The organism is Rhizobium sp. 10PS4, from assembly GCF_032464805.1.
Classification (GTDB): Bacteria; Pseudomonadota; Alphaproteobacteria; order Rhizobiales; family Rhizobiaceae; genus Rhizobium; species Rhizobium laguerreae.
On the sequence record NZ_JAWDIW010000002.1, the window covers coordinates 1 to 17,560 of the forward strand.

Sequence of the window (17,560 nt, forward strand, 5' to 3'; positions counted from 1 at the left end):
TCGGGCACCTTCTCCCCGAGGGGAGAAGAGGGAGCAAGCCTTACCGTCTCACCAATAATGCGACACCAGCGGGGCCTGAAGGACGGGTCGAGGTTGGTGCCGATGATCGATTTTCCACCCTCCCGCTTTCGTTCGGCTGGCGCACCACCGTTGAAAAGTACGTCGATAAAATATGTCAAATCGCCGTGGCGATCTCCATGGCGAGCTGGCCGAGGGTTGCTTCGGCGGAGGGGCCGGCAAGCACATAGGAGGTGCCGGCATTGTGCCAGGTCACGAGGCCGATCTCGTCCTTGATCGTTTCCTTGAAGTCGTCGGTCTCCGGCGGCTGTGCGTCCTTGCGGAAGCAAATGGAGATGATGTCGCCATCGGAATTAGAATAGACGAGCTGTCCGACAGGGCGGCTATCGCCAAGGATGACGCGTGCGCCCTGGAAGGTCCAGGCTTCGGCGCTCAGATCCGGCACGCGGAAGGGCACGCCGATCGCCGTCGTCAGCCAGCTGGAGATTTCCTCGGCCTGCGAGGCGGGCACTTCGACGAGATGACGGGGCTGGCGGATTAGCAGGCGTTGAAAGGCGGTGACGTCGCCCAGCCAGTCGCTGGTATTGGCCGGTGCCGCATTGGTGGTAGCCGTGCTGGCAATCTCGTCGGCATCCGGCGCGGTGCCGACGAAATAGCCGATACCGCAACCGACGACAAAGAGGATGAGCGCGGCGGCCAGTGCCTGCGGGCCGCTCGGCGCCAGTTTCACTTGCGGGCGCGTGGCGCGCTGGGCGATCGGCGTTTTCGGCGGCTGCGTGCTCTTGATCGAGCGGACGAGGGCGAGCGGTACAGGCTCCTTCAGGATATCGTCGAGGCGGCGGCGGCCGAAATCAGCCCCGTGACGCAGCTTCTCATGCAGTCGGCGTGCATTCTCGTCGCTTGCCAGACGCTGCTCCAGTTCTTGCCGCTGTTCGGGCGAGACTTCGCCGTCGAGAAGAGCGGTGAGCTGGGCTTCGAGCGGCAATTTCCTAAGATCGAGCAAATTCAAAACCTGTGGATCGGGTGGGTGCCGGCAAGCCCGGCGAAATGCAGCCTCGCGGTCGCGAGCTGCGAGACGACGTTTGCCACCGGAATGCCCATGATGTCGGCTGCCTGCTGGTAGCTGTGGCCTTCGACGTCGACCAGCAGGAACATGCTGGAAACGCCATCCGGCATATCGGAAATCATGTGATGGATGGTGTCGGGATCGACCGCGGCCGAGCGATCGCGCGCGGCCTCGCGAATATCGGTGACGTTGCCGCGGACGGAAGCCTTCGGCTTGCGCTTGCGGTTGTCGTCGGTCCATTGCTGGCGGGCAAGCGTGTAGATCCAGCTTTCCAGCCGGCCTTCGCCGCTCCATTGATGACCTTTGGAGACGGCGCGCTGACAGACGGCCTGAACGAGTTCATCGGCCACGGCAACCTCGCCCGCGAGCGTGATCGCGAAGCGGCGAAGGCGGGGCAGGAGGCCGACGAGATCACGCCGGAGATCGATGGTCGTTGCGGGCTGACGCATTGTCTATCCAAGAAGCATTCACAATGGTTTCGCGGACGAAGGGTTCGCCGTCGGGCGCGAAACCGACTTTATCGACGCCGTCGATGCATGCGCTTTATGAAACAAGTCTCCTGCACTTCGCAAGCATCCGGTCATCTTCATCCCTCTTTCCCAAGGGATTTTCGTATTGTGGCCTGCAAAGCTTGCGTCAATATGTCTTGTAGCCGTTCAAGCTTTGCAGCAGGGAGCGATAGGCCCAGGTGCCTTCGCCGCCGCGATCACGGATTTCGACAAGCTGGACGCGAGCACCCTGGATGTCTCCCTGTTCCACCAGCGCCATGCCCATATAGGAGCGGGCGAGGATATAATTCTCATCCGCCTGCAGCGCCTTGCGGTAGTAGGACATGCCGAGTTCCATGCGGCCGGCCTTGCGGTTGGCGTAGCCGAGATAGTTCAGGACGCGCGGGTCGTTCTGGTTGCGAGCGAGATTGAGCACGGTGATGGCGTTGTCATACTGGCCGGCATAGGCAAACTCGCGGGCGAACTGATAGAGATCGTGGTCGTTGAAGCTGCTCTTCTTCGGGGTGACACATTCCTTCTTGGCCTTGTCCCAGACCTTGCCGCCGGTGCAGGTCTTGGTCGTCTGGGTCTTCGGCGGCGGATTGGTGTCATCGTTGCTGTCGCCGGCCGCGAAAGCGGCCGCGGCGATGCCGAAGGCAAAGCCGGCGGCGAGCGAAAGTCTGGACAGGTGGCGGAAAGAAAAAGTCATCGGCGCGCTCCGTTCTCAGGCAATGCAGTTGCTCGGATTGTACGCTTACCACTAAAAATACCAAGAGGGTAAGCAACCTCTGCGGCAAATGTTGCGGCGGCGGCAGGACGTCCTCGCAGATCGATTCAAGTGCTGCACAAAAAGAGTCCGGAACTGGAGCTAAGACGCGAAAATATCGGCGCTTTCCGGCATCACCGCGTCGCCAGCCCTGTTGAGGCTGAAGCGCTCGCCGCTGAGCTCCCAGGCACCGGGAGAGCCATCGATGGAGAAGAGGTTGTAGGCTGCGGGCGGCTTGATGCTGCCCGGTCCCTGCGAGGCAGAGGCGATACCGACAACTGGCACCGGCTGCATCTGGCCGCGCAGCCAATTTAGCGTGTTCAGGTGCGTATGTCCGTGCAGCACGAGTTCGGCGCCGCCCGTCGAAATCACGGCGGCGAAGCGGCGGATGCCGATCATCCGTTTATAGAAGGCCGTGGCGCCGCGGATCGGCGGGTGATGGATCATGACGACGCGGAAGAGGCCGGCTTCGCCAGCCGCACGCAGTATGTTGACAGTATCGCGGGCCTGTCGCGCGCCGAAAAAGCCAGAGGCGGCGAAGGGAGGGGTGGCGACTGCCGTCGAACAGCCGACAATCGCGACTTTGCCGCGAACGCGCAGATAAGGAAAGATATGGCGGTCGTCCTGCCATTGCGGTGGAGCGAGATCGCCGCGGACATAATCGTACCAGGCGCGCATCGACTTCTCGTAGGAGCCGGGTACATAGGCATCGTGATTGCCGGGAACGACCGACGTGTCTGCAGGATCGCCGAGCGCGCGCAGCCAGGCGGCGGCCGAGCGGATCTCGATGCCGCTCGCCAGATTGACGAGGTCCCCGGTGACGGCCAGGTGATCGGCCTGATGGGCGCGGATGTCGTCGAGCAGCAGATCCAGCGTGCTGCCGAAAAGGTGCTTGCGTCGATTTCGATGCCAGTTCACAAAGCCTGTTATGCGTTTTGAAAACAGCTCTTGAATGGAAAGACTGGGCAACGGCCCGAGGTGGACGTCGGAAATATGCGCGAGCTTGAACATTCTACGAGACATAGACCAGCTTATTGACAAATCAAACACATCCGGCGCGATGAAGAGCCGAAACGGAACGATGGTGGATAAAGAGAAGCGGCCCCCTCACATCAGGCTGGCGTTGCGCCTCCTGCATGTCTATTTCTCCTTTGCCCGCGGCATGACCGTGGGTGTCAGGGCCGCCTGCTTCGATGCGGACGGTCGTATTTTCCTGGTGCGCCACAGCTATATCGGCGGCTGGCATATGCCCGGCGGCGGACTGGAGCGCAACGAGACGGCCGAAGAAGCGCTGGTCAAGGAGCTGCGCGAGGAGGGCAACCTCAGGATCATCGGCAAACCGGAGTTGGTTCAGGTCTATTTCAACACCACGACCACAAAGCGTGACCATGTCGTGTTCTACCGGGCGACAGTCGAGCAGACCGCGCCGCGGCCGCCGGACTGGGAGATCTCCGACAGCGGCTTCTTCTCCCTCGACAGCCTGCCCGAGGGCACGACCGATGCCACCCATCGCCGTCTTGCCGAGCTTCGGGGCGAGCAGGAGCCCGACCATCGCTGGTAAGTTCATGCCCCGGCAAGTCCGCTACATGATTCCTTAAATCGGAATCGATTTAAGGATAAAATTATTCAGCCGTTCAAATTGTTACAGCGTCCGATGCGCGTCTGAAAAGACGCGCGGCGCTGTGGCACGGCCGTGCGGACTGTCGAGATCGAGCGCCGGGCCGACGGGAACGATGCCGGTCGGATTGATCGTCTTGTGGCTACGGTAATAGTGCTGCTTGATGTGGTTGAGGTTCACCGTCTCGGCAACGCCCGCCGTCTGGTAGAGGTCGCGAAGATAGTCAGGCAGGTTGCGGTAGTCGGCGATGCGGCGGATGTTGCACTTGAAATGGCAGACATAGACGGCATCGAAGCGCACCAGCGTGGTGAACAGGCGCCAGTCGGCCTCGGTCTGACGGTTGCCGAAGAGGTAGCGGCCCTTGCCGAGGCGTTCGTCGAGTATGTCGAGTGTTTCGAACAGCGTGACGACGTTTTCGGCATAGGCTTCCTGGGTGGTGGCAAAGCCTGCCTTGTAGACGCCGTTGTTGACGGTGTCGTAGACGGTGGTGTTCAGCGCATCGATTTCGGCGCGAAGGTCCTCGGGATAGAAATCGGCTGTCGAGCCGGTCAGCCCGTCGAAGGCGCCGTTGAACATGCGAATGATCTCGCCGGATTCGTTGTTGACGATCGTGCCGGTCTTCTTGTCCCAGAGCACAGGAACGGTGACGCGGCCGGAATAGTGCGGATCAGCCTTGACATAGACCTGCCAAAGCGCGGACGCGCCGAAGAGGTGGTCGCCGGTGGCGCCGTCGCCGACCTTGAACTCCCAGCCGTTCTCGAGCATCAGTGGATCGACGACGGAAACCGAGATCAGCTCTTCGAGCTTCTTCAGCTTGCGGAAGATCAGCGTGCGGTGCGCCCAGGGGCAGGCGAGCGAGACATAGAGATGGTAACGCCCGGCCTCGGCCTTGAAGCCGCCGCTGCCGGAAGGGCCGGCCCCGCCGTCCGGTGTCACCCAGTTGCGGAACTGCGAGGGCTGCCGCTTGAAATGGCCCTTGCTCTCCTTCGTGTCGTACCAGGCGTCGTGCCAGACGCCGTCCATCAACATTCCCATGATCTTCATTCCCTTGATTGCGTGTTGGAACGGAAGATATCGCAGATGGCAGGGCTTTACAGGCGGCAAAGATTGAACAGTGCGTCACATCGTTCGGGCACCGCATAATGCAGTGTTGCAGCGTCCTTTGTAACTCTCGAAAGGATGCGCGGCGCTGTGGTCGTGCATTTTGCGTTGGACGACGGAAATTTTTCCTGCTATCGGGCTTTTCACGATTTTCGGACCCCTGCCCTGATGTTCATTTCCAGAAACCCGCGACGACGCTGATGCTCCCGAACGCCCAAGGCGTGTTCGAGACCCATCAATTTGTCCATCCGGTTTCTGTCATCATGTACAAGCACGATCTCGTCTACCTCACTGAAGACGCGTCTCATGACGCCGCCATCGAACACATCAACGAAGAAGCCTTCGGTCCCGGCCGCTTCACCCGCGCTGCCGCGCGCATCCGTGAGCAGGGGCCTCATGATCTGTCGCTTTCCTTCATCTGCACCGATAATGGTGAGACGATCGCCTCCGTGCGGATGACGCCGGTGCTGGCCGGCACGGTGAAGGGCCATCTGCTCGGTCCGCTCGCCGTCCGCCCCTCCCACAAGAACAAGGGCATCGGCCGGGAACTGGTGCGGATTGCGGTGGAGGCGGCAAGACGCAAAGGCTCGGAAGCCGTCATCCTCGTCGGCGATCCACCCTATTACGGCCCGCTCGGCTTCGAGAAGGCTGCCTATAACGCGCTGTCTTTTCCAGGCCCGGTCGATCCCGGCCGTGTACTCGTCGTTCCGATCGCCGAGGGCGTACACGCGCGGCTGAAGGGCACGATCGCCTGGCGCGAATGATCTTGCAACAGCCCGCTACAGGCTTTTCCGGAGGAAGCTGTGCGTGCGGCCTTCCGGTCACCTTGCCGTCGGTATCGCGGATGAGGACGGCGAGCGGGCGGCGATCCGAGGGCCAACATCGCTGGTGTTGAAGGCTGAGAGCGCATCGGGAATCACCGCCAATTCCTCCGGCGAGGGCGAGGCGGTGATCTCGATTTCCGGCATGAGATTAGCGCCCTTCGCGCCACCACATGGCGCCGAAGGCGAGCAGCAGGATGCCGACGCCGGCGAACCCGGCAAAGAGCGGCAGCGTGTTGATGCCCTTCAAGACCGTCTCGTTGGTCATGCGGATCATCATGCGATCGTTGTCGGAGACTCGGACCTGGCCGCGCACCGGTAGGATCGGCGGCACCGAGATCGCGCCATTAGCATTGGAGACGCGGGTGACGAGACCCTTGCTTCTGTCGGCGACCGGCTGCAGTACATCGGTCGTCGAGATCATCGCCTTGAATTCCGGTGCGTCGACAGCGCCGATATGGACAAGCGTCGACAGCCTGCCGTTGCGGATTTCGAAGAGGCCGATTTCGTCCATCCTCTTCTCGGCCTTATAGAGGCCTGGTTCGGACTGAGTGAGCGGCAGGGTTTCGGTCTTGCCGGAGGGATAACGCACGGTGGCATTGCCGGGATTGTCGCCGATCGTCTGGCGGGTGACTTCAAGGGTCCGGCCGGAGGCGCGCGCCGTCAGCGCTTCTTCCTCGAGCGCCGGCTCCTTCATCAGCCAATGGGCGATACGGCGATAGAGCGAAACGTTCGGACCGCCGCCTTCGAAGCCGCGCGCCCAGAGCCAGCCCTGATCGGAAAGCAGCATGGCGACGCGGCCTTGGCCGGCACGGTTCAGCACCAGCAGCGGATGATTGTCGGCACCGAGCATGATCGTCTCGCCCTGCGGCCGGTCGACATCGACGCTGCGGAACCAGCGGCCCCAATGCGGCGGGTCCTCGCCCGAACCGTCCAGACCGCGCGTGACGGGGTGTTTGCGGCCTTCCTCGGAAAGGCGGGGATAAAAGGCCTTCTCGATCATCTCTCCGGTGGGCGTCGCCGGCAGGACCGTGGAAAGCGGCGTCAGCGCAATCGAATCTGGGCCGGCATGCTCGGGACCGGCGGCAATCAGCAGCGCGCCGCCATTGTCGACATATTGCGCGATGTAATCGTAATAGAGCAGCGGCAGCACGCCGCGGTGCTGGTAGCGATCGAAGATGATCAGGTCGAAATCCTTGATCTTGTCGACGAAGAGCTCGCGGGTCGGGAAGGCGATCAGCGACAGCTCGTTGATCGGCGTGCCATCCTGCTTTTCCGGTGGACGCAGGATGGTGAAATGGACGAGATCGACCGAGGCATCGGATTTCAGCAGGTTGCGCCAGGCGCGCTCGCCGGCATGCGGCTCGCCGGAGACGAGCAGGACGCGGAGATTCTGGCGGATGCCGTCGATCACGTGGACGGCGCGGTTGTTGGCGGTGGTGACTTCGCCGGGAAGTGCCGCGACGGAGAATTCCAGCACATTGCTGCCCCCGCCCGGCACCTTGAAGGAAAACGGTGTATCCTGCCCGGGTGTCGCCTGCAGGGTGGCGATCTCGTCACCATTCAGCTTTACCGTGACATCGGCCGTGCCGCCGGGGCTTGGGCCGTCGTCGAAGACGCGCAAGATCACCTGCTGTTCTTCGTTGACGATGCCAAAGCGCGGTCCCTTGATGACTTCGATGCGGCGATCGAATTCGTTGGCCTTGCCGGTGACGAGGCCATGAATCGGCGCGTCGAAGCCGAGCGCCTGATTGGCGCCCGGAACATCATGGACTTCACCGTCGGTCAGCATGATGGCGCCGCCGATACGGGCGGGCGGGACATCGGCAATGTTGGCCGACAGCGCGTCGAACAAGCGCGTGGACGGCACGTCGGAATTAACGTCGCCTTCGACATCGACGAAGCGGGGCTCTATCTGGGGGAAACGGGCGAGCTGTCCCTTCAAGGCCGCAAGCGCATCGTCGGTCATCTTGACGCGATCGGGCGTCTGCTGGCTCTGGCTTCGATCGACAAGAACGGGAACGATCGTCGACAACTGATCCCGATCTTCCTGCAGCAGCACAGGATTGGCAAGCGCGGTCAGCATGGCGAGTGCTGCCAGCGTTCTGATCCAGGCGCCGCGAATGCCGCGCCAGATCGCGAGGACGGCGATGATCGCGCTGACGACAGCCAATGCAGCCAGAACCGACCAGGGCAGGAAGGGCGAAAAGTCGAATGTCATCTCATTGTCCTAACCGTTCGAGGAGGTCGGGAACATGGACCTGATCGGTCTTGTAGTTGCCGGTCAGCATGTACATCATGATGTTGACGCCGGAACGGTAGGCATATTCGCGCTGCGATTCATCCGACGGCACGGTCGGCAGTATCGGTACGCCGTTCTCGTCGATCGCCCAGGCGCCGGCGAAATCATTGCCGGTGATCAGGATCGGCGAAACGCCGTCGGCCGTCGCCGCCGATTTTTCGCTCGGCCCCTGACCGCCTTGCCGGGCCTCAATCCAGAGAGGGCTGCCGGCATAACGACCGGGAAAGCTCGACAGGAGATAGAAGGATTTCGTCAGCACGTGATCGGACGGTACGGGCTCCAGCGCCGGAATGTCCAGATTGGCGAGGATTGCCTGCAGCCTCTCACCGTTGGCGCTGACATTGCCGCCATTGTCCAATGCGCTGATCTGATCGCGCGTATCGAAGAGCACGGTGCCCCCATTGCGCATATAGGCATCGATACGGCTAACTGCCGCCGACGATGGCATGGGCGCCGTTGCCGAAACCGGCCAGTAGATGATCGGATAGAAGGAGAGCTCGTCTTTGGTGAGGTCGATGCCGACGGGCGGCGCCGGCTCCAGCGTCGTGCGAAAGGTCAGGAACTGGGTCAGGCCCTCGAGGCCACGCTCGGAAATATTGTCCACATCCTGTTCGCCGGTGACGACATAGGCGAGATGGGTGTTGTCAAGCCTCTGCAGGATGATGTCGTCGCCGGGCTTGGAGTCGTCGGCGTGAAGCGTGCCTGGTTGCATGAGGAAGCCGGCGCCGACGGCGACCGCGATCATCGCGGCGGTGCGGACAGTCGGGCGCAATCGCGAGAACGCGCCATTCATGAAGAGGACGATCAGGCTATCGGCCAAGAGCAACAGGAAGGCTGCGAGAAAGAGCGCGGGTTTTGCCGACCAGCTTTCGCCGCCGATCAGGCCTTCGCGCACGGCATTGGTCCCTGTTGTGTCGAGCGGCGTCAGTTCGGCGTTCTCCGGCAGTACGTTGAGCGAAGTGAAACCATCCTCCGAACCGTAGAGCCCCGGAGGGTTGTCGAAATTTGCCGTCGGTTCGACTCCGGCCTGTGGAATGAGCGGCCGCGCCGATCCCGTCTCGGAGACGAGCGTGCCCTTGGCCGTCAGCATGCGGAATGGCGGCAGAGTTTCGGAGACACGCGCATTGCCGCGCGCCTCCGATGTCACGCCGCCCGAGCGCGATATCTGCAGGAGGTGGCGCAGCATGTCGACGAAAGTGCCTGAGATCGGCAGATCGGACCAGGTTGCTTCCGCGGTGACGTGAAACAGGACGATCTGGCCGGAGGCGAGCTGCTTCATCGTGACGAGCGGCGTGCCGTCAGCCAGGCTTGCCCAGGTGCGTTCGGCAAGATCGGGCGTCGGTTCGGCAAGCACCTGCCGCTTGACGACGACATCGGCGGGACGCGCTATGCCGGCGAAAGGCCCAATATTCGGAAATTCGGCCAGCGACTGCGGCTCGCTCCAAGACAAGGTGCCGCCCAGCGCCCGTTCTCCCTGACGCAGGATGACAGGGATCAGCGGATCGTCCGCAGGGGCTGCCGCCATGCGCGGGCCGGCAAAACGCAGGAGCATGCCGCCATTCGATATCCAGCGCGTCAAAGGCTCGTAGGTCTCCTCCGGCAGCCGGCCGATATCGGCCATGATAATGATCGAGGGATTGCTGGCGAGAAGTTTTGGTATCGCGACCGAAAGATCGGAATCGGCAGGTTGGATCAGATCCGCATAGGGTTGCAGCGCCCGCTGGATATAATAGAGCGGTGAGAGCAATGGCTGGAACTCGTCCCCTCCTTCACCTGACAGCAAGACGACGCGGCGGCGCTTGAATGCGTCGTCGAGAAGGTGGACGGCGCCTGCCGTCGCGCCATTGTCGACGCTGACGCGCGCGAAATCGTTGCGCATCTCGAAGGGGGCGGTGATCGAACTCGTCGCGACGCTCTGGCCGGGGCGGAAGTCCGCCCTGCCATTGGCGATCGAGCGCCCCTGGGTATCGACGGCGTTCAGCGCGACCGATGCGGCCTGCGCACTGTTGAGCCGCGTGACCTTGACGGTCATGGCATCCGCCGCATTGTTGGCCGCCGTGATCGCGACTGTCCGCGCGGCATCGCCCTCGATCAGGCGCAGGTCGGCGGGTTGGAGTTCGGCGAGCCTGCGCACCGTGGCGTCGTCGGGCTTGGCGGCGGCGCCGTCGGTCAAGAAGGCGAGGGTACCGGGCTTGATGCCGTTCAGCGCGGCGCGCAGCGCCTGGAAGGCGCGTTCGCGGTCCGGCACAAGCGGTCGTGGCTCGGCGGCGCGCAGCTTGTCGCGGGCGGCAGCGGCGGTGCCGGGCACGGCGTCGTTGGTCGGGTCGGCGGTAAAGGCGATCGACACAGGCGTGCCGGCGGATTCGGCGTCGTCTATCAACGCGTCGGCGGTCTGGATGCGGCGCTCCCAGTCGGTTGCGGCGGCCCAGCTATTGTCGACGAAGAGGACGAGTGGGCCACCTGATGCGAGTGAACTGGTGCGCGGATTGAAAACCGGATCGGCGATCGCAAGGATGATGGCGGCAGCAAGCAGCATGCGCAGCAGCGTCAGCCACCACGGGCTTTGCGCCGGCGTCTCCTCGCGCTTCAGCACCGAGGCTAGAATTTTCAGCGGCGGAAAGACTTCGGTCTTCGGACGTGGCGGCGTCAGCCGCAGCAGCCACCAGATGACGGGCAAGGCAAGGAGCGCGCCCAGAATGGCGGGATAGGCGAAAGCGAAGGGAAGGGCGTTCATAGCTGCCCTCCATGCGTAGCCTTGGCCGGCATGCCGGACAGGTACATGTGCACCGCGACCAGCGCCTCCGACGCAAGGTGATCGGTGCGGTGGCTCGCGAAGGTCCAGCCGAGATGGCGCAGCGACTGGCCGAGGCTGTCCCGGCGGGCGAGATAGGCGGTGCGATAGGCCTCGCGGATATGTTCGGCGCGGCCGGAGATAAGCTTGGCGCCGCTCTCCGGATCGGTGAATTCGGTGCGGCCGCTATAGGGGAATATCTCCTCGGCGGGATCTGATATCTCGACCACGTGGCCGCGTAGGCCGCGGCGGGCAAGCGGGCCGAGCCGTTCCATGATAGCCGGCGCATCGTCGAGGAAATCGCCGATAAGGACGAGGTCGCTCCAGCCGCGGATCATCGCCGTTTCCGGCAGGCCGCCGGTCAGCGGCGTGTGCGTGAGAGCGGCTGCGAGGCGTTCGGCGGCGTTACGGGAGGAGGCGGGCTCCATGATGCCGGGGCAGCCGATGCGCTCGCCGGAGCGGGCGAGGATTTCGGCAAGCGCCAGCATGATGACCAGCGCGCGGCTTTCCTTGGAGACGCTGCCATAGCTCGACTTGTACATCATCGAGGGCGACATGTCGCACCAGAGCCAGATCGTGTGCGCTGCCTCCCATTCGCGCTCGCGCACATAGGTATGGTCGTCGCGGGCGGAGCGGCGCCAATCGATGCGCGACAGGCTCTCGCCCTCGGCATAGGGACGGAACTGCCAGAAATTCTCGCCGATGCCGCGCTTGCGGCGGCCATGCCAGCCGGCGATCACCGTGTTGGCGATCCGCTTGGCTTCCACCAGGCAGTCCGGCACCAGGGCGGCCCGCTGCCTGGCGCGGGAAAGGGCATCGCTGCCGGGTGTCGGATTGACGATCTGTCCGATAGATGCCACGCGTCCGGCTTCCTTATCCCTTTGCCTGCTTGACCAGTCCGGCGATGACATCACGCACCGACATGCCTTCGGCGCGGGCGGCGAAAGTCAGCGCCATGCGGTGCTGAAGAATGGGTTCGGCGAGCGCGAAGATATCGTCCAGAGACGGGGCGAGACGGCCTTCGTAGAGCGCGCGGGCACGCGCGCAGAGCATCATCGCCTGGCCGGCGCGCGGGCCGGGGCCCCAGGCGACATTCTTGTCGGTCGAGGCATTGCCCTGTCCTGGACGGGCGGAACGCACCAGCGCCAGGATGGCATCGACGACCGTGTCGCTCACCGGCATCTGGCGCACCAGGGTCTGGATCTCGAGCAGCCTCTGTGCATCGATGATGGCTTCCGGCCGGGTTTCGCCCAGGCCCGTCGTCTCAAGCAGGATCTGGCGCTCAGCGGCGAGTTCAGGGTAATTGACGTCGACCTGCAGCAGGAAGCGGTCGAGCTGGGCTTCGGGCAGGGGATAGGTGCCTTCCTGCTCGAGCGGGTTCTGGGTGGCAAGCACATGGAAGGGCGCCGGCAGGTCATAACGCTGGCCGGCGATCGTGATATGGTATTCCTGCATGGATTGCAGGAGGGCCGACTGGGTACGCGGCGAGGCACGGTTGATCTCGTCGGCCATCAGGAGCTGGGCGAAGACCGGGCCCTTGACGAAACGGAAGGAGCGGCGTCCACTGTCGTCCTGGTCCATCACCTCGGAGCCGAGAATATCCGAGGGCATCAGATCAGGTGTGAACTGGATGCGGTTGGCGGCAAGGCCGAGCACCTCGCCGAGCGTCGTCACCAGTCTGGTCTTGGCAAGGCCGGGAACGCCGACGAGCAGGGCATGGCCGCCTGACAGCACGGCGAGAATGGTGTTCTCGACGACGCTTTCCTGGCCGAAGATTACTTTCGAGACTTCACCGCGGATGGCGGCGATATCGGAGAGCGCCTTTTCGGCGGCGGCGACGATCGCCTTTTCATCGAGGCTGGCTTCGGTCTTCATCATACCCATGCGTATCTCCAACGGCTGAAATCATTCGGCAGCGAATCGGCGGACTTATACATGTGCCTCATGCCCGATAGAGTTATGGAGATGTGACGGGCTGACAAGTTCGTTGCGAATGACTATCTCGTGACTTTACTTCGTTAAGGACAAACCGGGACGGAAGAATGGCAGCCGAGGAAATCAGCGGACAGGCGGATGCGGCGGGACTTGCCGCACTGATTTCGCGCGCGTCTCAGGAAAATGCCGGCAAAAAACGAGGATTACCGCCGGTCGAGCGGTGGAATCCGCCTTTCTGCGGCGATATCGACATGGAAATCCGGGCGGACGGTACCTGGTTCTACATGGGCACGCCGATTGGCCGACCGGCGCTGGTGCGGCTGTTCTCGACGGTTTTAAGAAAAGACGACGACCAGAAGACCTATCTCGTAACTCCTGTGGAAAAGGTCGGTATTAGGGTCGTCGACGCGCCTTTCATCGCCGTGGAGATGAGCGTGACGGAGCGGCAAGGCCAACAGGTACTGACCTTCCGCACCAATGTCGGCGATGTCGTGGAGGCGGGAGGAGAGCATCGACTGCGCTTTGCCATTGCGGGCGAGAATGCCGAATTGAAACCCTATCTGCATGTGCGCGGGCGGCTGGAGGCGCTGGTGTCGCGTGCGGTGATGTATGAACTGGTGGCGCTCGGCGAGCCGCTCGAGGTCGAGGGACAGGCGATGTTCGCTGTCCGCTCCGCCGGAGAAGTCTTTGCGATGATGCCGGCCGATGAACTGGATGCGCTTTCCCGATGAATGATGCGATTACCCAACGTTATCCGCTGTTTTCCGCAGCCGAATTCCGCCGCCGCGCGCTCAACCAGAATGGTGGGCCGGTCGATCATGCCTGGCGCGATCACGGGGACCACATCCTCAATCCCGATATCGTCGCCGAGGTCGAGACCTTCGAGCTGCGCGACGCCGCCGTGCTCGTGCCCGTCGTCGACGACGGCGAGGAAGCGCATGTGATCTTCACCAAGCGCACGGCGACGCTGCGCAAACATTCCGGGCAGATCGCCTTTCCCGGCGGCTCGATCGATCCCGCCGATATTTCGCCCGAAATGGCGGCGATCCGAGAAACGGAAGAGGAGATCGGCCTGGCCGGCTCCTTCGTCGAAACCGTCGGGCGGCTGCCGAATTACCTTGCCTCGACGGGCTTCCGCATTACGCCGGTGCTCGGCGTCGTCTCGCCGGGCTTTGCGCTGACGCTGAACCCGACCGAGGTGGACGACGTGTTCGAGGTGCCGCTTTCCTTCCTGATGGATCCTGCCAATCACACCCGCGACAAACGTGTCATCGACGGCATCGACCGGCATTTCTATCGCGTGCCCTATGAAAGCAGAATGATCTGGGGCATCACCGCCGGCATCGTCCGCACGCTTTACGAAAGGCTTTATGCATGACCGGCATCGCCGACCAAGCATGGTTTCGCGACCCGGCCCTCGGCCGGATCTTGGCACTTCTCAACGCCGATGGCGGGGAAGGGCGAGTGGTCGGCGGTGCGGTGCGCAACAGCCTGATGGGCCTGCCGGTCAATGATGTCGACATAGCCACCACACTTAGACCGGAGGCTGTGATGGAGCGCGCGGCGGCGGCCGGCATCAAAGCGGTCCCAACCGGCCTGGAGCACGGCACGGTGACGCTGGTCATCGACGGCAAGCCCTTCGAGGTGACGACCCTTCGCACCGACGTCGAGACCGACGGACGCCATGCCAAGGTTGCCTTCAGCACCGACTGGACGGCAGATGCCGAGCGGCGGGATCTGACGATCAACGCGCTTTATGCCGATGCCGAGGGCGAGATCGTTGACCTCGTCGGCGGGCTTGCCGATATCGAGACGCGCAACATCCGCTTTATCGGCGATCCTGCAAGGCGCATCGCCGAGGACCATCTGCGCATCCTGCGTTTCTTTCGCTTCTTTGCCTATTACGGTTCCGGGCGGCCGGACGCCGAGGGGCTGAAGGCGTGTTCCGTCGCGCGTTCGAAACTGACGACGCTTTCGGCAGAACGCGTCTGGTCTGAACTGCGAAAGTTGCTAGGTGCTGCCGATCCTGGCCGGGCGCTGCTCTGGATGCGGCAGGTGGCGGTGCTGACGGAAATCCTGCCGGAATCGGAACGATGGGGGATCGATGCGATCCCTTCGCTGATCGCCACCGAAAAGGCGCTCCGCTGGACGCCCGATCCGTTGCTGCGCCTTGCGGCGATCGTGCCGCCCGATGCGGCGCGCATGGAGGCGCTCGCAGCCCGGCTCAAGCTCTCGAATGCGGAAGCGGCCACTCTCAAGGCCTGGTCAACGGCAGCGCCTGTTAATGACGACATGTCGTCGGCCGCCTTCGAACGGCTGCTTTACCGCAACGGTGCCGACGGCATCACGACGCGGCTGAAGCTGGCGCTTGCGGTTGCGCGCGGCAAGGCTGAAGGTGATTTCGACGAAATGGCGCGGTCGGCGCGGCTTATCAAGCTGCTGGACAGGGCAATGCACTGGAAGAAGCCACAATTTCCGCTGAACGGCGGCGACGTGATTTCGGCAGGAATCGCCTCCGGCCCGCGCGTCGGCGAACTGCTTGCCGGTCTGGAAAGCCAATGGGTGGAGGAAAATTTCGTTGCCGACCGGGCGGCGCTGCTCGCCCGGCTGCAGGAACGCGTGCAATAATCAGGCTGCGTTCACCTCGTCGCGAATGCGAGCCTTGATATTATCCACCATGTTCTCGCGGATCGTGGTTTCGCCGTGAGCATTTTTCAGGTGCTCGACGGCACGGCGGACCACCTCGGCGTCGCTATCTGCCCGTGTATGCCAGGCGCAGCCCGGAACGAGAGTGCCGCATTCGAAAAGTCGCATGGTCTTCTCCTCTGTTCGAAACACAACGACGATCGCGATCTTACGCGATTTATGAATGTGCGGGGGGAGGGAAGGTTCCGACCGGCATCGACATGCCGGCCGGTAAAGGCCGTGTCAGTCGGGCATCGCCCAGGCTTTGTAGGTATCCAAGAGGTGGCCGGGCATGTTGCTGTTGGCGGCGGCCGCTTCATTCTGCAGCTGTTCCGGCGTCTTTCCGCCGGCCAGTTGTAGCTTGACCTGCTCGATGAAGCAGGACAGCGGCAGATCCGAGCCGCTCTTGGCCCGCAGTTTCTCGGCGATGCGCGTCAGAAACTCAGGCGTGTCGATCGTGCGGGATGTTTCCTGGACATCCGTGGACGCAGGCGAGCCACCTTGTATCGTCATGACAATCCTCCTCCGATTGTTACGCACATACATATAAAGTTAGGACGCACTGAGTTTTCGTGAAGGTCTATCACCTCGAATTTATCGATGAGATATCACAGTTTCATGGCCAGCGGACGACGGGGGGCAGCGATGAGAGAATGGATTCAACGTTGCCGCCGGTCTTCAAGCCGAAGATTGTGCCGCGATCATACAGCAGATTAAATTCGACGTAGCGGCCTCGGCGGATCAATTGTTCGTCGCGATCGGCCTCTGTCCACAATTTATCGAAGTTGGAGCGGACGATTTTCGGATAAACCATGGCGAAGGCCCGGCCGACATCACGGGTGAAGGCGAAATCGGCGTCCCAGCCGCCAACTTCCTCGCTTGAATGCAGCCAGTCGTAGAAGATGCCGCCGATGCCACGAGCCTCGTTGCGGTGCTTCAGGAAGAAATATTCGTCGCACCAGGCCTTATAGGCATCATAATCGGCGACGGCGTGATTGCGGCAGGCGATCTCCATGGCCTTGTGGAAGAGCTGACTGTCCTCGTCCTCCTGCGTGCGGCGGCGCGACAACACCGGCGTCAAGTCGGCCCCGCCGCCGAACCAGCGGCTGGTGGTGACGACCATGCGGGTATTCATGTGCACCGCCGGAACGTTGGGGTTGACAGGATGGGCAATCAGCGAGATGCCGGAGGCCCAGAAACGCGGATCATCCTTGGCGCCGGGTATCTGGGCGCGGAAATCCGGGGCGAATTCGCCGTAGACAGTGGAGGTATGGACGCCGACCTTTTCGAAGACGCGGCCTTCCATCATCGACATCCGGCCACCGCCGCCAGCGCCGTTTTCGCGTGACCAGTCCTTGGCGACGAAGCGGCCGGGCTCCTGGTCGGACAGCGGCCCTTCCAACTCATCCTCGATGGCTTCGAAGGAGGCGCAGATCGTATCGCGCAATCCCTCGAACCAATTGCGGGCAGCAGCCTTCTTCTCTTCAATATCGTCAGGCAAGCCGATCGGCAGTTCCGGTCTTTCCATTTACGCCTCCGACGGTCGACATCTCCTTCGGAGGCGACTCGCTCATTCTTGATTGCACGCCATGATTAGCAGTTGGTGTTGCATCTCGCCAAGCCGAGGCAAGCACCGCCGAGCACTTCCAAGATTCGACTCGCAAATCAAGAATTTCGATACTACCTTTTCCGAGGAGGTAGGTTTGATGAAGAAAGTTCCAGGGCCTCCGTCCTTCGACGGCCTGAAGCGCAGGATAGCAAGACATCGGGCGGAAAATCCCCCGAGCAAGAAAGACCATTTCGTGCGTGAGACATATTGCCTCGGCCTCATGGACGCACGCGCCAAGGCGCGCGAATGGTTCGACGAATATCCGAAAGCCGCTTACTGGACCGAGGTGGAAAGCTGGCGCCAGCTCGACGGCGACCAGATCGAATTCACCATGCGCCGCCTGCCTTCGGCCGACTGACC

The 17,560-nt window shown here is 62.5% G+C and carries 18 protein-coding genes and 1 pseudogene; 6 read left to right on the forward strand and 13 right to left on the reverse strand.

All coding sequences use genetic code 11. The annotated features are described in order from the left end of the window. Window positions 1-175 precede the first annotated feature (175 nt). The 4 genes from RWJ89_RS02895 to RWJ89_RS02910 form a co-directional block, all read right to left on the reverse strand. On the reverse strand, window positions 176-1,021 hold the full coding sequence (locus tag RWJ89_RS02895; RefSeq protein WP_077978924.1) for an anti-sigma factor family protein: 846 nt from the start codon (window positions 1,019-1,021) through the stop codon (window positions 176-178). Window positions 1,022-1,023: 2 nt separating this feature from the next. Beyond that, the gene (locus tag RWJ89_RS02900) at window positions 1,024-1,533 is read right to left on the reverse strand and encodes an RNA polymerase sigma factor (protein ID WP_017961504.1); all 510 of its coding nucleotides are present in this window, start codon (window positions 1,531-1,533) and stop codon (window positions 1,024-1,026) included. Window positions 1,534-1,720: 187 nt separating this feature from the next. After that, window positions 1,721-2,281 (reverse strand): tetratricopeptide repeat protein, encoded by a 561-nt coding sequence (locus RWJ89_RS02905; RefSeq protein WP_316030549.1) that lies wholly within the window; start codon window positions 2,279-2,281, stop codon window positions 1,721-1,723. A gap of 159 nt (window positions 2,282-2,440) precedes the next feature. Further along, on the reverse strand, window positions 2,441-3,349 hold the full coding sequence (locus tag RWJ89_RS02910; protein ID WP_017961502.1) for a metallophosphoesterase family protein: 909 nt from the start codon (window positions 3,347-3,349) through the stop codon (window positions 2,441-2,443). A gap of 70 nt (window positions 3,350-3,419) precedes the next feature. Here RWJ89_RS02910 and RWJ89_RS02915 point away from each other — a divergent pair, with 70 nt between their 5' ends. Continuing rightward, window positions 3,420-3,899: an NUDIX domain-containing protein gene (locus tag RWJ89_RS02915; protein WP_017961501.1), complete on the forward strand. Its 480-nt coding sequence runs from the start codon at window positions 3,420-3,422 to the stop codon at window positions 3,897-3,899. 81 nt (window positions 3,900-3,980) lie between these two features. Here RWJ89_RS02915 and RWJ89_RS02920 read toward each other — a convergent pair whose 3' ends face one another. Continuing rightward, window positions 3,981-4,991 (reverse strand): glutathione S-transferase family protein, encoded by a 1,011-nt coding sequence (locus tag RWJ89_RS02920; RefSeq protein ID WP_316030550.1) that lies wholly within the window; start codon window positions 4,989-4,991, stop codon window positions 3,981-3,983. A gap of 266 nt (window positions 4,992-5,257) precedes the next feature. Here RWJ89_RS02920 and RWJ89_RS02925 point away from each other — a divergent pair, with 266 nt between their 5' ends. Beyond that, window positions 5,258-5,821, forward strand: a complete 564-nt coding sequence (locus RWJ89_RS02925) for a GNAT family N-acetyltransferase (RefSeq protein WP_316030551.1) — start codon at window positions 5,258-5,260, stop codon at window positions 5,819-5,821. A 52-nt stretch (window positions 5,822-5,873) separates the two neighbouring features. Here the strand turns inward: RWJ89_RS02925 and RWJ89_RS02930 are convergent. The 5 genes and pseudogenes from RWJ89_RS02930 to RWJ89_RS02950 all read right to left on the reverse strand — a co-directional run. After that, window positions 5,874-6,025: pseudogene (locus RWJ89_RS02930) on the reverse strand (GNAT family N-acetyltransferase); the annotation flags it as partial. A 4-nt stretch (window positions 6,026-6,029) separates the two neighbouring features. Next, window positions 6,030-8,099, reverse strand: a complete 2,070-nt coding sequence (locus RWJ89_RS02935) for a hypothetical protein (protein ID WP_077978921.1) — start codon at window positions 8,097-8,099, stop codon at window positions 6,030-6,032. Between the two features lies 1 nt (window position 8,100). Next, window positions 8,101-10,914 (reverse strand): DUF4159 domain-containing protein, encoded by a 2,814-nt coding sequence (locus tag RWJ89_RS02940; RefSeq protein ID WP_077978920.1) that lies wholly within the window; start codon window positions 10,912-10,914, stop codon window positions 8,101-8,103. Beyond that, window positions 10,911-11,831, reverse strand: a complete 921-nt coding sequence (locus RWJ89_RS02945) for a DUF58 domain-containing protein (RefSeq protein ID WP_077978919.1) — start codon at window positions 11,829-11,831, stop codon at window positions 10,911-10,913. Before RWJ89_RS02945 ends, RWJ89_RS02940 begins: the two co-directional genes overlap by 4 nt. Before the next feature lie 13 nt (window positions 11,832-11,844). Further along, entirely contained in the window at window positions 11,845-12,855 is a 1,011-nt protein-coding gene (locus tag RWJ89_RS02950) for an AAA family ATPase (protein ID WP_017961495.1), read from the reverse strand. A 158-nt stretch (window positions 12,856-13,013) separates the two neighbouring features. Here RWJ89_RS02950 and RWJ89_RS02955 point away from each other — a divergent pair, with 158 nt between their 5' ends. From RWJ89_RS02955 to RWJ89_RS02965, 3 genes are read left to right on the forward strand one after another with little or no spacing between them, the layout of a single operon-like run. After that, window positions 13,014-13,637 (forward strand): DUF1285 domain-containing protein, encoded by a 624-nt coding sequence (locus RWJ89_RS02955; RefSeq protein ID WP_168257513.1) that lies wholly within the window; start codon window positions 13,014-13,016, stop codon window positions 13,635-13,637. After that, complete coding sequence (locus RWJ89_RS02960) at window positions 13,634-14,284, forward strand: CoA pyrophosphatase (RefSeq protein WP_077978917.1); 651 nt, start codon at window positions 13,634-13,636, stop codon at window positions 14,282-14,284. The genes RWJ89_RS02955 and RWJ89_RS02960 overlap by 4 nt, the downstream gene beginning before the upstream one ends. Continuing rightward, on the forward strand, window positions 14,281-15,534 hold the full coding sequence (locus tag RWJ89_RS02965; protein ID WP_077978916.1) for a CCA tRNA nucleotidyltransferase: 1,254 nt from the start codon (window positions 14,281-14,283) through the stop codon (window positions 15,532-15,534). Before RWJ89_RS02960 ends, RWJ89_RS02965 begins: the two co-directional genes overlap by 4 nt. Here RWJ89_RS02965 and RWJ89_RS02970 read toward each other — a convergent pair whose 3' ends face one another. From RWJ89_RS02970 to hemF, 3 genes are all read right to left on the reverse strand, one after another. Further along, window positions 15,535-15,720, reverse strand: a complete 186-nt coding sequence (locus RWJ89_RS02970) for a DUF1059 domain-containing protein (RefSeq protein ID WP_003565542.1) — start codon at window positions 15,718-15,720, stop codon at window positions 15,535-15,537. It lies immediately after the preceding gene. A 114-nt stretch (window positions 15,721-15,834) separates the two neighbouring features. Next, the gene (locus RWJ89_RS02975) at window positions 15,835-16,104 is read right to left on the reverse strand and encodes a hypothetical protein (protein ID WP_077978915.1); all 270 of its coding nucleotides are present in this window, start codon (window positions 16,102-16,104) and stop codon (window positions 15,835-15,837) included. Window positions 16,105-16,207: 103 nt separating this feature from the next. Further along, complete coding sequence (hemF, locus tag RWJ89_RS02980) at window positions 16,208-17,119, reverse strand: oxygen-dependent coproporphyrinogen oxidase (RefSeq protein ID WP_316030552.1); 912 nt, start codon at window positions 17,117-17,119, stop codon at window positions 16,208-16,210. A 178-nt stretch (window positions 17,120-17,297) separates the two neighbouring features. Between hemF and RWJ89_RS02985 the strand changes: the two genes are divergently transcribed. Continuing rightward, a complete protein-coding gene (locus RWJ89_RS02985; protein WP_003541775.1) occupies window positions 17,298-17,558 on the forward strand; it encodes a hypothetical protein in 261 nt (86 codons plus the stop codon). Window positions 17,559-17,560: the final 2 nt, after the last annotated feature.

Excerpts from the sequence above, each read along its gene's own strand:
- RWJ89_RS02925 (WP_316030551.1), top strand. The coding sequence starts at position 5,258 with ATGCTCCCGAACGCCCAAGGCGTGTTCGAGACCCATCAATTTGTCCAT.
- RWJ89_RS02960 (WP_077978917.1), top strand. The coding sequence starts at position 13,634 with ATGAATGATGCGATTACCCAACGTTATCCGCTGTTTTCCGCAGCCGAA.
- RWJ89_RS02935 (WP_077978921.1), bottom strand. The coding sequence starts at position 8,099 with ATGACATTCGACTTTTCGCCCTTCCTGCCCTGGTCGGTTCTGGCTGCA.
- RWJ89_RS02985 (WP_003541775.1), top strand. The coding sequence starts at position 17,298 with ATGAAGAAAGTTCCAGGGCCTCCGTCCTTCGACGGCCTGAAGCGCAGG.
- RWJ89_RS02955 (WP_168257513.1), top strand. The coding sequence starts at position 13,014 with ATGGCAGCCGAGGAAATCAGCGGACAGGCGGATGCGGCGGGACTTGCC.
- hemF (WP_316030552.1), bottom strand. The coding sequence starts at position 17,119 with ATGGAAAGACCGGAACTGCCGATCGGCTTGCCTGACGATATTGAAGAG.
- RWJ89_RS02975 (WP_077978915.1), bottom strand. The coding sequence starts at position 16,104 with ATGACGATACAAGGTGGCTCGCCTGCGTCCACGGATGTCCAGGAAACA.
- RWJ89_RS02900 (WP_017961504.1), bottom strand. The coding sequence starts at position 1,533 with ATGCGTCAGCCCGCAACGACCATCGATCTCCGGCGTGATCTCGTCGGC.
- RWJ89_RS02910 (WP_017961502.1), bottom strand. The coding sequence starts at position 3,349 with ATGTTCAAGCTCGCGCATATTTCCGACGTCCACCTCGGGCCGTTGCCC.
- RWJ89_RS02965 (WP_077978916.1), top strand. The coding sequence starts at position 14,281 with ATGACCGGCATCGCCGACCAAGCATGGTTTCGCGACCCGGCCCTCGGC.
- RWJ89_RS02970 (WP_003565542.1), bottom strand. The coding sequence starts at position 15,720 with ATGCGACTTTTCGAATGCGGCACTCTCGTTCCGGGCTGCGCCTGGCAT.
- RWJ89_RS02920 (WP_316030550.1), bottom strand. The coding sequence starts at position 4,991 with ATGGGAATGTTGATGGACGGCGTCTGGCACGACGCCTGGTACGACACG.
- RWJ89_RS02950 (WP_017961495.1), bottom strand. The coding sequence starts at position 12,855 with ATGGGTATGATGAAGACCGAAGCCAGCCTCGATGAAAAGGCGATCGTC.
- RWJ89_RS02940 (WP_077978920.1), bottom strand. The coding sequence starts at position 10,914 with ATGAACGCCCTTCCCTTCGCTTTCGCCTATCCCGCCATTCTGGGCGCG.
- RWJ89_RS02905 (WP_316030549.1), bottom strand. The coding sequence starts at position 2,281 with ATGACTTTTTCTTTCCGCCACCTGTCCAGACTTTCGCTCGCCGCCGGC.
- RWJ89_RS02915 (WP_017961501.1), top strand. The coding sequence starts at position 3,420 with ATGGTGGATAAAGAGAAGCGGCCCCCTCACATCAGGCTGGCGTTGCGC.